At 74.6% G+C, this 15,028-nt stretch carries 13 protein-coding genes; 10 read left to right on the top strand and 3 right to left on the bottom strand.

Annotation, left to right across the window (positions count from 1 at the left end; all coding sequences use genetic code 11):
• The first annotated feature begins 62 nt into the window (after nt 1–62).
• The 7 genes from HC251_RS13970 to HC251_RS14000 all read left to right on the top strand — a co-directional run bounded on the left by HC251_RS13970 (nt 63) and on the right by HC251_RS14000 (nt 7,585).
• Entirely contained in the window at nt 63–851 is a 789-nt protein-coding gene (locus tag HC251_RS13970; RefSeq protein ID WP_219941217.1) for an ABC transporter ATP-binding protein, read from the top strand.
• 105 nt (nt 852–956) lie between these two features.
• Nucleotides 957–2,006: a phosphotransferase family protein gene (locus tag HC251_RS13975; protein ID WP_219941218.1), complete on the top strand. Its 1,050-nt coding sequence runs from the start codon at nt 957–959 to the stop codon at nt 2,004–2,006.
• 1 nt (nt 2,007) lies between these two features.
• Nucleotides 2,008–2,865, top strand: coding sequence for a proteasome assembly chaperone family protein (locus tag HC251_RS13980; protein WP_219941219.1), 858 nt, complete (start codon nt 2,008–2,010; stop codon nt 2,863–2,865).
• Between the two features lie 43 nt (nt 2,866–2,908).
• Nucleotides 2,909–4,684 (top strand): hypothetical protein, encoded by a 1,776-nt coding sequence (locus tag HC251_RS13985; protein WP_219941220.1) that lies wholly within the window; start codon nt 2,909–2,911, stop codon nt 4,682–4,684.
• Nucleotides 4,681–5,694, top strand: coding sequence for a TIGR03617 family F420-dependent LLM class oxidoreductase (locus tag HC251_RS13990; protein ID WP_219941221.1), 1,014 nt, complete (start codon nt 4,681–4,683; stop codon nt 5,692–5,694). Before HC251_RS13985 ends, HC251_RS13990 begins: the two co-directional genes overlap by 4 nt.
• A gap of 67 nt (nt 5,695–5,761) precedes the next feature.
• Nucleotides 5,762–6,814, top strand: coding sequence for a non-homologous end-joining DNA ligase (gene ligD, locus HC251_RS13995; protein ID WP_255566414.1), 1,053 nt, complete (start codon nt 5,762–5,764; stop codon nt 6,812–6,814).
• A gap of 90 nt (nt 6,815–6,904) precedes the next feature.
• On the top strand, nt 6,905–7,585 hold the full coding sequence (locus tag HC251_RS14000; RefSeq protein ID WP_219941223.1) for a bifunctional 2-polyprenyl-6-hydroxyphenol methylase/3-demethylubiquinol 3-O-methyltransferase UbiG: 681 nt from the start codon (nt 6,905–6,907) through the stop codon (nt 7,583–7,585).
• Nucleotides 7,586–7,752: 167 nt separating this feature from the next.
• On the opposite strand, the gene HC251_RS14005 is transcribed toward HC251_RS14000, so the two are convergent.
• Entirely contained in the window at nt 7,753–9,393 is a 1,641-nt protein-coding gene (locus tag HC251_RS14005) for a fatty acyl-AMP ligase (RefSeq protein ID WP_255566415.1), read from the bottom strand.
• A 141-nt stretch (nt 9,394–9,534) separates the two neighbouring features.
• Between HC251_RS14005 and leuS the strand changes: the two genes are divergently transcribed.
• Complete coding sequence (gene leuS / locus HC251_RS14010; protein ID WP_219941224.1) at nt 9,535–12,384, top strand: leucine--tRNA ligase; 2,850 nt, start codon at nt 9,535–9,537, stop codon at nt 12,382–12,384.
• Nucleotides 12,385–12,552: 168 nt separating this feature from the next.
• On the opposite strand, the gene HC251_RS14015 is transcribed toward leuS, so the two are convergent.
• Complete coding sequence (locus HC251_RS14015) at nt 12,553–12,993, bottom strand: nitroreductase family deazaflavin-dependent oxidoreductase (protein ID WP_219941225.1); 441 nt, start codon at nt 12,991–12,993, stop codon at nt 12,553–12,555.
• A gap of 60 nt (nt 12,994–13,053) precedes the next feature.
• Here HC251_RS14015 and HC251_RS14020 point away from each other — a divergent pair, with 60 nt between their 5' ends.
• Nucleotides 13,054–13,716: a DUF2461 domain-containing protein gene (locus HC251_RS14020; RefSeq protein ID WP_219941226.1), complete on the top strand. Its 663-nt coding sequence runs from the start codon at nt 13,054–13,056 to the stop codon at nt 13,714–13,716.
• Here HC251_RS14020 and HC251_RS14025 read toward each other — a convergent pair.
• Nucleotides 13,713–14,333: an isoprenylcysteine carboxylmethyltransferase family protein gene (locus tag HC251_RS14025; protein ID WP_219941227.1), complete on the bottom strand. Its 621-nt coding sequence runs from the start codon at nt 14,331–14,333 to the stop codon at nt 13,713–13,715. The genes HC251_RS14020 and HC251_RS14025 overlap by 4 nt on opposite strands.
• A gap of 49 nt (nt 14,334–14,382) precedes the next feature.
• Between HC251_RS14025 and HC251_RS14030 the strand changes: the two genes are divergently transcribed.
• Nucleotides 14,383–15,021: a TetR/AcrR family transcriptional regulator gene (locus HC251_RS14030; RefSeq protein WP_219941228.1), complete on the top strand. Its 639-nt coding sequence runs from the start codon at nt 14,383–14,385 to the stop codon at nt 15,019–15,021.
• Nucleotides 15,022–15,028 lie beyond the last annotated feature (7 nt).

Consider the following 15,028-nt stretch of genomic DNA (forward strand, 5'->3'; position numbering starts at 1 on the left):
CAGGCTCCGGCCATGCCCGTCGACGACCCGCGCACCCCGTCGGCGCACCGGCCTTCCGGCTGATGGCGGACCACCCGGCCCTCGAGCTGGCCGACGTGGCCGTGGTGCGCTCCGGCCGCGCCCTCCTCGACGGGGTGGGCTGGACCGTCCGGCCCGGCGAGCGGTGGGTCCTCCTCGGCCCCAACGGCAGCGGCAAGACGACGCTCCTGCGCGTCGCCGGGCTGTGGCTGCGCCCCACCCGGGGCACCGTGGTCGTCGACGGCGAGCGGTCGGGGCGCACCGACGTCCGCACCCTCCGGGCCCGGATCGGGTTCACCAGCGCCGCCCTCTCCGACTCCCTGCGCGCTGACGTCGACGCCCTGGACGTGGTGATGACCGGCCGCCGGGCCGCCCTCGAGGCCTGGTGGCACCCGTGGAGCGACGAGGACCGGGACGCGGCGCGCCACGAGATGGCCCGGGTCGGCGCCGCCCACCTCGCCGGGCGGGCCTTCGGCACCCTGTCCTCGGGCGAGCGCCAGCGGGTCCTGCTGGCCCGGGCCCTCGCCGGCACCCCGGCGCTCCTGCTCCTCGACGAGCCCGCCGCCGGTCTCGACCTGGGCGCCCGCGAGGACCTCGTCGACCGGCTGGGCGCCCTCGCCGGCGATGCCACGGCGCCGGCCACCGTCCTCGTCACCCACCACCCGGAGGAGATCCCGGCCGGCTACACCCACGGCCTGCTGCTGCGCGACGGACGGGTGGTCGCCGCCGGCCCGATCGGCGAGGTGGTCGACGACGCCCCGCTCTCGCAGGCCTTCGCCCTCGACCTGGCCGTCACGTGGAGCAGCGGGCGGGTGAGCGCCCGCCGTCGCTGAGCGCCCGGCCGCGACGTGCCAGGCACCTCGCGTCCCATCGCCCCGCTCACCTCGGTGCACCGCCACGGCGTGGGCGGGCACGCGCCACCCGGTACGTTCGGGGCGATGAGTGACGAGGTGCCCCAGGGCGTCGACCCCCAGCAGATCACGGCGTGGCTGTCCGAGCGGGCGGACGTCCACCCGCCGCTGCGGTTCGAGCGCATCGCGGGGGGCCAGTCGAACCTGACCTACCGGGTGTTCGACACCACCGGCCTGCGCTGGGTCCTGCGCCGCCCGCCCCTCGGGCAGGTGCTGGCCACGGCCCACGACATGGGCCGCGAGAGCCGCATCATCGAGGCCCTCGCCCCGACCGACGTCCCCGTCGCCCCGCTCGTCGGCGCCAGCCTCGACGACTCCGTCAACGGGGCGCCCTTCTACGTCATGGAGTTCGTCGAGGGGCACGTGGTGCGGGGCGAGGCCGAGGCCGCCGTCCTCAGCCCGCAGGCCCGGGCCCACGCCGGTGAGCAGCTCATCGACGTCATGGCCCGCATCCACGCCGTCGACCCCGACGCCGTGGGGCTGGGCGACCTCGGCCGCCGCGAGGGCTACATCCCCCGCCAGCTCAAGCGCTGGTACGGCCAGTGGGAGAAGTCCAAGTCGCGGGAGATCCCCCACGTCGACCAGGTGCACGACGCCCTGCTCGCCTCCGTCCCCGAGCAGGGCCCGGCCACCATCGTCCACGGCGACTACCGCCTCGACAACTGCCTCCTCACCGACGACGGCGACGTCGCCGCCGTGCTCGACTGGGAGATCTGCACCCTCGGCGACCCCCTCGCCGACCTGGGTCTGCTCGTCGTCTACTGGGGCGAGGACGAGTCCGGCTTCACCGCCCTGCCCGGCGGCGCGACCCGGGCGGAGGGCTTCCCGCCGGCCTCGGCCCTGGTCGCCCGCTACGCCGAGGCCTCGGGCCGCGACGTCAGCCAGGTCGACTTCTACGTCGCCTTCGGGTACTGGAAGCTCGCCTGCATCCTCGAGGGCGTCTACAGCCGCTACCGCGGCGGCGCCATGGGCGCTTCGGACGACGGGGCGTGGGAGCTGTTCGCCAAGCAGGTCGAGATGCTCGCCGACGCCGCCGCCGCCACGGTCGACCGCATGAGCGGGAGCGGGAGCGGCTGAGGTGGCCGCGACCTACGAGAAGCGGGCGCACCGACCGCTCGAGCGGCCGGTCCTCGTCGTCGCCCTGGAGGGCTGGATCGACGCCGGGATGGCCGCCAGCGGGGCGGCGTCGACCCTGCTGTCCGAGCTCGACACCGAGACGGTCGCCTCCTTCGACGCCGACGAGCTCCTCGACCACCGGGCCCGGCGCCCGGTCCTCCACCTGGTCGCCGGCGTGTCCGAGGGGCTGAGCTGGCCCAGCATCGAGCTGCTGGCCGCCCAGGACCTCGACGGCCGCGACCTGCTGATCCTCGCCGGCCCCGAACCCGACCACTCGTGGCGGGCGTTCAGCCACGCCGTGGTGGGCCTGGCCACCGAGCTCGGGTCCGAGATCGTCGTGGGCCTGGGCGCCTACCCGGCCACGGTCCCCCACACCCGCCCCATCCGCCTGTCGATCACGGCCGGCACCGAGGAGCTGGCCAGCGGCTGGCCGTTCCTGCGGGGCAGCCTCGACGTGCCCGCCGGCGCCCAGGCCGTCGTCGAGCGCTTCGCCGCCGACCGCGGCCTGGACTCGCTGACCCTGTGGGCCCAGATCCCCCACTACGCCAGCGGCGGTCCCTACCCGGCCGGGAGCATGGCCCTGCTCGAGAGCCTGGAGCTCGTCAGCGGCCTGCGCCTGCCGCGGGGCGTGCTGGTGGAGGAGGCGGCCGAGACCGACGAGCGCCTCGACGCCGCCATCGCCCGCAACGAGGAGCACCTCACCATGCTGCGGGCGCTCGAGGCCGACGCCGACGACACCCCGTCCGAGGGCGAGATCCCGTCGGGTGACGAGCTGGCCGCCGAGCTCGAGCGCTTCCTGCGCGACCAGGGCGGGGCGTGATCCCGGAGGCGCCGGCGCGCACGGATCACCTCCGAGGTGATCCGTGACGGCCGTCGGGGGCTGCACCGTCGCCACCCGCAGCTACCTGGCCGACGCCCGCCTCGCCGCCCGCTCGTTCGTCGACCACCACCCGGGCGCCCGCTTCACGATCCTCGTCGTCGACGGCGACCACATGCCCCCGGCGGGCTGGACCCACCGCGACGTCGAGCTGGTCACGCCCTCGCAGCTCGGCTTCCCCACCGACGAGCTGCTGGCCATGGCCGCGATCTACAGCCCGTTCGAGATGGCCTGCGCCCTCAAGCCCCTCGCCCTGCGGCGCACGCTCGAGCAGGCCGACGTGGCCGTGTACGTCGACGGCGACGTCGAGGTCCTCGACCCCATGGACGAGCTCGTCGCCGCCGGGGCCGCCCACGACGTCGTCCTGGTGCCCCACGTGCTCGACCCCGTCCCCCGCGACGGGCGGCTGCCCGACGAGCCGGGCCTGCTGGGGTCGGGGATGTTCAACGGCGGGCTGCTGGCGGTCCGCCGGTCGAGCACGCCGTTCCTCGACTGGTGGCAGGAGCGGCTCCGGCGCGACGGACTCGGCCGTCCCGACATGATGATGCTGGCCGACCAGCGCTGGCTCGACTTCGTCCCCGTGCTGTTCGACCACCACGTGCTGCGGGACCCGACCTACGACGTCGCCTACTGGAACCTGCACGAGCGGCCCACGGCATGGGTCGACGGCCGGCTCTGCGTCGTCGACCGGCCGGTGCGGTGCTTCCACTACTCGGGCCTCACCGACGCCCGCCCCTGGCTGCTCAGCGGGTTCGCCGCCGGCAGCCCCCGCGTCACGCTCGCCGATGCCCCCGCCGTGGCCCGCCAGTGCCGGGGCTGGCTGGAGCGCCGCCGGGGCGTCGACGCCGAGGCCGACCGGGCCCTCGGGTACCACTGGTCCCGCACGGCGCGCGGCGTCGAGGTCGACCGCCGGGCGCGGATCATCTTCCGCACCGCCCTCCTCGCCGCCGAGGCCGACGCCACCGGCCGCACCCCCCCGCCGCCCAGCCCCTTCGCCCCCGACGGCGGGGAGGCGTGGGAGGCCTGGCTGCGCACGCCGCCGTCGGCCGACGACGTGGGCCCGTACCTGGCCGTCGTGCTCGAGGAGGCGCCCGCCCTCCGCCTCCGCTTCCCCGCCGTGCCCGGCGACGACGCCGCCGGCCTGCTCGCCTGGGCGGCCAGCGACGAGGGCGACGCCGCCCACATCCCCGAAGCCCTCCGCCCCCTGCCCGAGGAGGTCCCCGTGACCGGTGCCGCCGCGACCCACACCGTGCGCACCCCGCCCCGTCCCGACGCCGCCGCCCAGCGGCCCGTCGAGGCCGTCACCCGGGCCCAGGCCGCCGTGGGCGCCCCGACCGGCGGTCCCGGGGGCGTCGTCGGCAAGGTGGTCGACCGCCTGCTCGACGGGCGCGACCGCCACCACGACGAGGTCACCACCGCCCTCGCCGACGCCGTCGCCGAGCTGGCGGCGCGCCTGGCCGACCTCTCCGACCGCGTCGACCGCACCAACGACCGGGTCCACGACGGCGCCGTCCGCGCCGACCGGGCCGAGGAGACCGACGCCGAGCTGCGGGCCGAGGCCGAGCGCCTGGCCCGGCGGGCCGACGCCACCGCCGCCGACCTCGACTCCGTCCGGGCCGACCTGGCCGGGGCCCACGAGCAGGACCGCATCACCGCCGCCATCGTCGCCGACGCCGAGGCCCGCCTCGTCGAGGACGTGGCCGACCTGCGGCGGCGCATCGACAAGCTGACCGAAGACGACGACGAAGGAGAACAGCGATGAAGGTCGACGGAGGCGTCGGCGGTGACCTCACGGGCATCGCCGACGGCGTGAGGCTGGCCGAGGCGGCGGGCTACGACGGGGTGTTCGCGTCGGAGACCAACCAGGACCCGTTCCTGACCCTGCTGCTCGCCGCCGAGCACAGCGAGAGCATCGAGATCGGCACGAACATCGCGGTGGCGTTCGCCCGCAACCCGATGACCCTCGCCCAGAGCGCCCACGACCTGCAGCGGTTCTCCGACGGCCGGTTCATCCTCGGGCTCGGGAGCCAGATCAAGCCCCACATCACCAAGCGGTTCTCGATGGAGTGGAGCCACCCGGCGGCGCGCATGCGGGAGATGATCCAGGCCCTGCGGGCCATCTGGGCCACGTGGAACGACGGCGCCGAGCTGGCCTTCGAGGGCGAGTTCTACCGGCACACCCTGATGACGCCGTTCTTCACCCCGCCGCCGTCGCCCCACGGCCCGCCGCCGGTCTACCTGGCCGCCGTCGGCCCCCTGATGACCAAGGTCGCCGGCGAGGTGGCCGACGGCCTCCTCGCCCACGGCTTCACCACCCCCGAGTACCTCCGCGACGTCACCATGCCCGCCCTCGAGGAGGGGCTGGCGGCCGGCGGGCGCTCCCTGGCGGACATCAGCATCGCCCTGCCCGCCTTCGTCGTCACCGGCGACTCCGACGAGGCCACCGAGAAGGCGTCGGCCGCGGTGCGGGGCCAGATCGCGTTCTACGGTTCGACGCCGGCGTACAAGGGCGTCCTCGAGCACCACGGGTGGGACGACCTGCAGCCGCAGCTCAACCAGCTCTCGAAGCAGCGGAGGTGGGCCGAGATGGGCGAGCTCATCACCGACGACGTCCTCGAGGCCTTCGCCGTCGTGGCCGAGCCCGACGACGTCGCCCAGGGCCTCCTCGACCGCTTCACCGGCACCGTCGACCGGATGAGCTTCTACGCCCCGTACAAGGCGCCCGATGACCTGTGGGCCCAGGTGCGGTCCACCCTCCAGGCCGCCGGCTAGCGGCACCCCGCGACCGCCGCGCGGTGCCCGGCACCGGGTGGCGGTCCCGTCCCCGCCAGGAGAGCTCGTGCCCAAGCAGGACCACGGAGGACCCGTCCCGATCGAGGCCGGCGGGCGGACCGTCGAGATCACCAGCCCCGAGAAGGTCATGTTCCCCGGCGAGCCAGAAGCCCCGGGGAGAGCGGCCGGCCGCCCCTTCACCAAGCTCGACCTGGCCCGGTACTACGCCGCCGTCGAGGAGCCGCTCATGCGCACCGTGCGCGACCGGCCCACCCTGCTCCAGCGGTTCCCCAACGGCGTCACCGGCAAGAGCTTCTTCCAGAAGCGCATCCCCGACTCGGCGCCCGACTGGCTGGAGACCACCACCGTCTCGACGATCAACGGCACCGAGTCGCGGGCGATCGTGATGGCCGACCTGGCCCACGTCCTGTGGGTGGTGAACCAGGGCGTGCTCGGGTTCCACCCCTGGCCCTACCGGGCGTCGGCGCCCGACGACGTCGACGAGCTCCGCCTCGACCTCGACCCCTCCCCCGGCACCACCTTCGACATGGTGCGGGAGGCGGCCCACCATGTCCGTGACTTCCTCACCGAGGTCGGGATCACGGCCTTCCCCAAGACGACCGGCAACCGGGGCCTCCACCTCTACGTCCGGGTCGAGCCGGGGTGGGACTCCTTCGGCACCCGCCAGGCCGCCATCGCCGTGGCCCGGACGATGCAGGAGCGCCACCCCGACCTGATCACCGGCGAGTGGTGGAAGCAGGACCGGGGTGAGCGGATCTTCGTCGACTTCAACCAGAACGCCCCGCACAAGACGGTCTTCGGGGCCTGGTGCGTGCGCTCCCGCGTCGGCGCCCAGTGCTCGACCCCGTTCCGGTGGGACGAGCTCGACGCCATCCACCCCGACGAGCTGACGCTGGCCACCGTCCCGGCCCGGGTCGCCGCCGACGGCGATCCGTGGGCCGCCATCGACGACGCCCCCCAGTCGATCGAGCCCCTCGTCGCCCGCTACCGGGCCGACCTCGAGCGCGGCATCCCCGACGCCCCGTGGCCGCCCGTCTACCCGAAGATGCCCGACGAGGCCCGCCGCGTGCACCCCAGCCGAGCCCGCGCCGACGGCTGAGCACGGAAGGTGCCAGGCACCATCCCTGGCCGCTTGCCGATGCGGCAAGCCGGGTTGCGGGCCGGGGCGGGCCGGGCGCACGCTGCGGCCATGAGCCACGACCACGACGCCCCCGACCTCGACCTCGACGAGCTGTTCAGCCCGACCTTCTGGGACGAGCGCTACGGGGGCGTCGAGCGGACGTGGAGCGGGCGCCCCAACCAGCGGCTGGTCGAGGTGGTGGAGGGCATGACGCCGGGCCGGGCCCTCGACCTGGGCGCCGGCGAGGGCGGCGACGCCGCCTGGCTGGCCCAGCAGGGGTGGCGGGTCACGGCCCTGGACGCCTCGCAGGTGGCCCTCGACCGGGCCGCCCGGTTCGTCGCCGACGACCGGGTCACCTGGCGCCAGGCGGACCTCCGGACCTGGACCCCGGAGCCCGGCCTCGAGGTCGACCTGGCCACCATGTGCTTCCTGCACCTCCCCCACCCGCACCACGGGCGGCTCATCGCCCAGCTCGCCGCCGTGGTCCGGCCCGGCGGGACGATGGTCCACCTCAGCCACCACCGCGACGACATCGCCGTCGGCCGCTGGGACATGCCCGACGTGATGCGCCCGGCCGCCGAGATCGCCGCCGACCTCGACGCCGCGGTCTGGGAGGTCGTCCGGGCCGACGACCCCACCCGCATGGAACCTCGCCACGGCCACCACGGCCACGGCGCCGGCGACGACCACGAGCCCCACGGCGAGCTCGTCCAGGTGCGAGACACCGTCGTCGTCGCCCGCCGGCGCTGACGCCCGCCCTCTCGCCCGACGCGCCGGAGCCCCACGACGCTGTGGGGCTCCGGAGAGCGGATCGCCGGGCACACGGCCTCCGCAGTCCCCCGGCTGGTGCGCCGGGGAAGGGTGTCTCCCGCTCGATCGGCAGGCGATCGCCGGGCGTGAGGGCTCAGGCCGTGGTGTCAGACCCCCACGAGCTCGGCGGCGAGGTAGCGGTCCCGGCACAGCGACCGCTGGAGCTTCCCGGAGCTGGTCTTGGGCAGCGTCCCGGCGGCGACGAGGACGACCTCGCGGCACGCCAGGCCCACCGAGGTCCGGACCCGCTCGGCGACGTCGTCGCGGACGCTCAGCCCGTGATCGCCCTTCACCTCGGCGACCACCACGACCTCCTCGCCCCGCCGACCCTGGACCCCGATGGCCACGACGTTCCCGGGCCGCACGCCCTCGACGTCGCTCACGGCCCGCTCGACGTCCTGGGGGTAGACGTTGCGGCCGGCGACGATGATGAGGTCCTTGATGCGGCCGCAGAGGACCAGCTCGCCGTCGACCAGGTAGGCCAGGTCGCCGGTGCGGAGCCACTCGTCGTGGAAGGTGTCGCGGGTGACCTCGGGCCGCTTGTAGTAGCCGCTGGTGACCGACGTGCCCCGGATCTCCAGCTCGCCGACCTCGCGGTCGCGGAGGGTCGCGCCGGACTCGGGGTCCACGACGCGCATCTCCAGGCCCGGCACGGCCCGCCCCAGCAGGGCGAGGCGGCGGGCCCCGTCGGCGTCGGGGTCGCCGACGGGGGCGGCGTAGCGCTCGGTCTCCAGCACCCGGCCGTCGACGACGTCGGTGCGCAGGCCCTGGCCGGGGCGGGGGAAGGCCCCGGCGATGCACACCTCGGCCATGCCGAAGGCGGGGAAGATGGCCCCCGGCCGCAGCCCGTGGCGGGCGCCGGCCTCGACGAGCGCCTCGACCTGGGCGGCGTCGACGGGCTCGGCCCCGTTGAGGGCCACCCGCATCGGTGAGAGGTCGAGCCCGTCGAGCCGGCGCATGGCCTTGGTGGCGAGCACCCAGGCGAAGTTCGGGCCGGCGGTGGCCGTGGCTCCGTAGTCGGACATCCACTGCACCCATCGCGAGGGCGAGGCCATGAAGTCCTGCGGGCCGGCCAGGGCCAGGTCGCCGCCCGAGGCCATGCAGAGGGTGAGGATCCCGACCAGGCCCATGTCGTGGTAGAGCGGCAGCCACGACACGAGGACGTCGCTGTCGGGGTCGTAGTCGGTCGCCTCCATGATGGCGTCGAGGTTGGCGGTGACGGCCCGGTGCGGGAGCATGACGCCCTTGGGCTCGGCGGTGGAGCCGCTGGTGAACTGGAGGATCGCCAGCCGGCTGGGGTCGATCCGGGGGGCGACGTAGGCAGCCGGGGCGGCCGACAGCTCGGGCAGCGGCACGAAGGGCGGGTCGCCGTCGCGGGGCTCGACGAACCCGGCGAGCTGCTCGTCGATCAGGACCATGGCGGCGTCGGCCTGGCGGAGCCGGGCCCGGGTCTGGTCGACGAACTCCTCGATCGACCCCATCCGCATCGGAAGCGGCATGACCATGACGGTGGCGCCGGCCAGCCACGTCGCCTGGATGGCCGTGACCAGGGGACGGCTCGTCGGGCCGAGGAGGGCGACGTGGTCGCCGGGGCCGATCCCCCGGGCCTGGAGGGCGGCGGCCATGCCCCGGGCGTCGTCGTGCAGGTCCGCCCACGGCACGCGCTGGGCGTCGTCGCCGTGGAGGAAGGTGATGGCGCCGCGGCCGCGCGCCGCCGCCGCTTCGATCCGGAGGGGGAGGGTCAGCACGCGGGTCCGACTCCCCGGACCGGCAGGGGGTTACCCCGGCGTCCCCCGGGCGGGTGTCGGGGCGCCACGAGCCCGTCAGCGAGCGCCCGCACCGGGGCGGAGGAGGGGTGTCGGCCGGGCCGGCACCGCTACCTTCACAGCATGGCCGAGCCCGTCACCACCGATGCCGACACCCCCGTCCACCGCTACTCGGCCGCCCTCGCCAACGAGATCGAGACCCGCTGGCAGGACCGGTGGGAGGCCGACGGCACCTTCCACACACCCAACCCCGTCGGGCCCCTGAGCGACGGCTTCGCGACCATGGCCGGCAAGCCCGCCCGCTACATCGCCGACATGTTCCCGTACCCCTCGGGCGCCGGGCTCCACGTCGGTCACCCGCTCGGTTACATCGGCACCGACGTCTACGCCCGCTACCTGCGGATGACCGGGCACAACGTCGTCCACACCATGGGCTACGACGCCTTCGGCCTGCCCGCCGAGCAGTACGCCCTGCAGACGAACACCCACCCCCGGGTCACCACCGAGGCCAACATCGCCACCATGCGGGCCCAGCTCCGCCGGCTGGGGCTGGCCCACGACGACCGTCGGTCGGTGTCGACCACCGACACCGACTTCTACCGCTGGACGCAGTGGATCTTCCTCCAGATCTTCGGCGCCTGGTACGACCGCGACGCCGACCGGGCCCGCCCGATCGACGAACTGGTCGCCGAGCTCGACGCCGGCGTCCGCCGGCCCGACTCGGGCACCGACGACACCGGCAAGGCCTGGTCCGAGCTCGACGCATCCGAGCGCCGTCGGATCGTCAACCGCCACCGCCTGGCCTACCTGGCCGACGTCCCCGTCAACTGGTGCCCGGGGTTGGGCACGGTCCTGGCCAACGAGGAGGTCACCGCCGACGGTCGCTCGGAGCGGGGCAACTTCCCCGTCTACCGCCGCAACCTCAAGCAGTGGATGTTCCGCATCACGGCGTACGCCGACCGGCTGATCGACGACCTCGACCAGCTGGACTGGACCGACGCCATCAAGAACCAGCAGCGGAACTGGATCGGCCGCTCGACCGGCGCCCGGGTCGTCTTCCCCACCGGCGCCGGCGCCCTGGAGGTCTTCACCACCCGGCCCGACACCCTGTTCGGCGCCACCTACATGGTCGTCGCCCCCGAGCACCCGCTGGTCGGCGCCCTCACCACCGACGAGTGGCCCGCCGGCACCGCCGAGGCCTGGACCGGCGGCGAGGCCACGCCCAAGGCCGCGGTCACCGCCTACCAGGAGGCCGCCAGCCGGCGCTCCGAGATCGACCGCCAGGCCGCCGACAAGGCCAAGACCGGCGTGTTCACCGGCTCGTTCGCCACCAACCCGGTCAACGACGAGCAGATCCCGGTGTTCGTCGCCGACTACGTCCTGATGGGCTACGGCACCGGGGCGATCATGGCCGTGCCCGGCCAGGATCAGCGCGACTGGGACTTCGCCGAGACCTACGACCTCCCCATCATCCGCACCGTCCAGCCCAGCGACGGCTTCGACGGGAAGGCCTTCACCGGCGAGGGCCCGGCCATCAACAGCGGGTTCCTGGACGGGCTGGAGGTCGGGCCGGCCAAGGAGGCGATCATCGCCTGGCTGGTCGAGCACGGCCACGGCACGGCCACCGTCCAGTACAAGCTGCGGGACTGGCTCTTCAGCCGCCAGCGCTACTGGGGCGAGCCGTTCCCCATCGTCTTCGGCGCCGACGGCGAGGCCCGGGCCCTGCCCGAGGACCAGCTGCCGCTGGAGCTGCCGCCGATGGAGGACTTCACGCCGAAGACGTCCGACGACGAGGACTCCGACCCCGAACCGCCGCTGGGTCGGGTCGAGGGCTGGACCACCGTCGAGCTCGACCTGGGCGACGGCGAGGGCGTCCAGACGTACCGGCGCGAGCTGAACACGATGCCCAACTGGGCCGGGTCGTGCTGGTACGAGCTGCGGTACCTCGACCCCACCAACAGCGAGCGCTTCGTCGACCCCGAGAACGAGCGCTACTGGATGGGCCCCGGGGACCGGAAGCCGCACGGTGGCGTCGACCTCTACGTCGGCGGCGCCGAGCACGCCGTGCTGCACCTCCTCTACGCCCGGTTCTGGCACAAGGTCCTGTTCGACCTGGGCCACGTCAGCTCCAAGGAGCCCTTCCACCGCCTGTTCAACCAGGGGATGATCCAGGCCCCCGTCTTCCGCGACGACCGGGGCTTCCCGGTGCCCGCCGCCGACGTGGTGCACGCCGACGGCACCTACACCTACGAGGGCGCCCGGGTCACCCGGGAGATCGGGAAGATCGGCAAGTCGCTGAAGAACGTCGTCACCCCCGACGAGATCTTCGAGCAGTACGGCACCGACACCCTGCGGCTCTACGAGATGTTCACCGGCCCGCTCGACCAGAGCCGCCCGTGGGACTCGACCGCCATCGTAGGCATGTTCCGGCTGCTGCAGCGCATCTGGCGGGTCGTGGTCGACGAGGAGACCGGCGCCGTCCGCGTCGACGACGGCGCGACGCCGTCGGACGAGACCCAGCGGGTCCTCCACCAGACCATCGCCGCGGTCCGCGACGGGATGGAGGGCCTGCGGTCCAACACCTCGATCGCCCGCATCACCGAGCTGACCAACCACCTGACGGGCACGTACCCCGACGGGGGGGTGCCCCGCCCGGTGGCCGAGGACCTGGTGCTGCTGCTGGCCCCCCTGGCCCCCCACGCCGCCGAGGAGCTGTGGTCCCGTCTGGGCCACGACGACACCGTCACCTACGCCTCCTACCCCGAGGCCGACCCGGCCTGGCTGGTGGCCGACACCGTCGAGCTCCCCGTCCAGGTCAACGGCAAGGTGCGGGGCCGGGTGACCGTCGCCGCCGACGCCGACCGCGACGCCCTCGAGGCCGCCGCCCGCGCCGCCGTCGCCGCCCAGCTGGAGGGCGGGACCGTCCGCAAGGTCATCGTCGTCCCCGGGAAGATGGTCAGCTTCGTCGTCTGAGGTCGCGCCGCCAGCCACCGAACCTGCGACACCCCGCAACCTGCGACAGGTGGGCCAGCACGACCCTGTCCTCGCCCACCCCGATGCGGTCGTCGCCGCCGTCCGGACCGCGCTCGTCGCCGCCCTCCGCGCCGCGGCGTGACGGCGACGACGATCAGGCGACGACGATCAGGCCTTGGGGGTCAGCACGAAGAGCGGGATCTCACGGTCCGTCTTGGTCTGGTACTCGTCGTAGGCGGGCCAGACCTCGGTGGCCCGCGCCCACCACTCGGCCTTCTCGTCGCCCGTCGCCTCGTGGGCGACGTAGTCGGCGACCGTCGGCCCGTCCTGGAGGGTGACCACCTCGGGGTGGGTGACCAGGTTGTGGTACCAGACCGGGTGCTGCGGGGCCCCGCCCATCGAGGCGACCGCGGCGTAGCGGCCCTCGTGCTCGACCCGGATGAGGGGCGTCTTGCGCTGGTTGCCCGTCTTGGCGCCGAGGGTCGAGAGGATGATGCAGGGCACGCCCTGCATCTCGCCCCCCTCGGCCCCGCCGCTGGACTCGTACTGCTCGACCTGGGTGGCGATGGGCTCCCAGGGGCTCGGCTCGTAGGGCGCGTCGATCGGCATGGCGGGGACGCTACCTCCAGGGCCGGCCCGGCCGTGCCGCTCCGGACCTAGCGTGCGCCCATGGCGTTCCGCGGCTGGCCGACCGAGGCGATCGACCTCTACACCGGGCTCGAGACCGACAACACCAAGGCGTTCTGGGACGCCCACCGACCGGTCTACGACGAGGCCGTGAAGGCCCCGTTCGCCGCCCTCTCGGAGGCGGTCGAGGAGGAGTTCGGCCCCCTCCACCTGTTCCGGCCGCACCGCGACGTCCGCTTCTCCAAGGACAAGAGCCCCTACAAGACAGCGGCCGGGGCGGTGGCCGAGGGCGAGGGCGGCACCCGGTTCTACGTCGAGATCAGCAGCGCCGGGCTGCTGGTGGCGGCGGGGTACTACCACCTGCTCCCCGACCAGCTCGACCGGTGGCGCCAGGCCGTGGCCGACGACGGGAGCGGGCCGGCGATCGCCACCGCGGTGGCGGAGGTGCGGCGCCGGGGGCTGGACGTCGCCGCTCGCGAGAGCCTGAAGCGGGCGCCCCGCGGCCACCCCGCGGACCACCCGCGCATCGAGCTGCTGCGCATGAAGGGCTGCCACGCCGGCCGGTCGTTCCCGCCCCGCCGGTGGCTGTCCACGGCCGGAGCCCTCGAGCGCATCGTCGACACCTGGCGCCGGGCCGAGCCCCTCACCCGGCTGCTCGACCTCCACGTCGGGCCCAGCCACCTCCCGCCCGACGAGGCCCGCTAGCGCGACAGCCGGCCCAGGCCGGGGACGAACCGCCCGGTGGCCGCGGCCCAGCGGCGGTAGGCGGCGCCGTGCACGCCGACCAGGTGCGGCTCCTCGACCAGGCGGACCTGGACGTGGATCGTGACGGCGGCGAGGGCGGCGCCGGCGAGCGTCGGCAGGGTGGGCACGAGCAGCGCCACCGCCCCGGCGAAGGCCAGCATCCCGGTGAAGATCGGGTTGCGCACGACGGTGAAGAGGCCGTCGGTCACCAGGTCGGTCCGCTCCCCCGCCTCGACGCCGATCCGCCACGACGCCCCCATCTGCACCTGGGCCACGACCGTGAGCACCCCGGCCACCACGGCCAGGGCGGCCCCGGCGCCCGCCACGGCGTCGGACCCGGCCAGCGCGGCCACGCCGAGCGGCACGGCGGCGTCACCGGCGGCGAGGGCCCAGGCCGGGCCGACGGCCAGGAGGACGAACCCCAGGCCGAGGCCGGGGCCGACGATGCGGTCGAGGCCGGTGCGGGAGAACCGCCACCCCGTGTCCCCGTGCCGGCGGACCTGCACGACGGTCCGCCAGCCGAACCCGAGGACGGTGAAGACGACGAGCGAGACGAGGGCCAGGGCCGGTCGGGTCATGGACCTAGGATGCGAGGGATCCTTCACGTTCGTCGACTCGCTTTCGGACATGACGCCCGCCGCCCTCGCCCCCCACCTCCGGCCCCGCAAGCAGCCCCGCCAGAGGCGCGCCCACGAGACCCGTGCTCGCATCCTCGACGCCGCCCGGGCCGTGTTCGAGGAGCACGGCTACGCCCACGGCACCACCAACCGCATCGCCGAGGCCGCCCGGCTCTCGGTCGGGTCGCTCTACCAGTACTTCCCGAACAAGGACGCCATCCTGGTCGAGCTGGTCGACGCCCACATCGAGGCGGGCGCTGCCGCCGTCACCGCCGCCCTCGCCGCCCCGGACGAGTGGGACCGGACCCCGCTGCCCGACCTGATCGGACCGGTGGTCGCCGCCCTCGTCGCCCTCCACGCCGACGGACGCGAGCTGCACCGCGTGCTGTTCGAGGAGGCGCCCCGCCCGCCCGAGCAGCTGGCCCGGCTGCGCGCCCTCGAGCGCGACCTCACCGACGTCGTGGCGACCCTCCTCGCCCGCCACCCCGAGGTGCGGGCGCCCGACCCCCGGCTGGCCGCCCGGCTGTCCATCGACGTCATCGAGTCGCTGGTGCACCGGGTGGCCACCGACGCCACGTCCGGCATCGACGACGACGCCCTCGCCGCCGAGATCACCCGGCTGGTCGTCGCCTACCTGCGCGCCACCTGAGGCGGCG

The sequence above is a fragment of the Iamia sp. SCSIO 61187 genome, from assembly GCF_019443745.1.
Classification (GTDB): domain Bacteria; phylum Actinomycetota; class Acidimicrobiia; order Acidimicrobiales; family Iamiaceae; genus Iamia.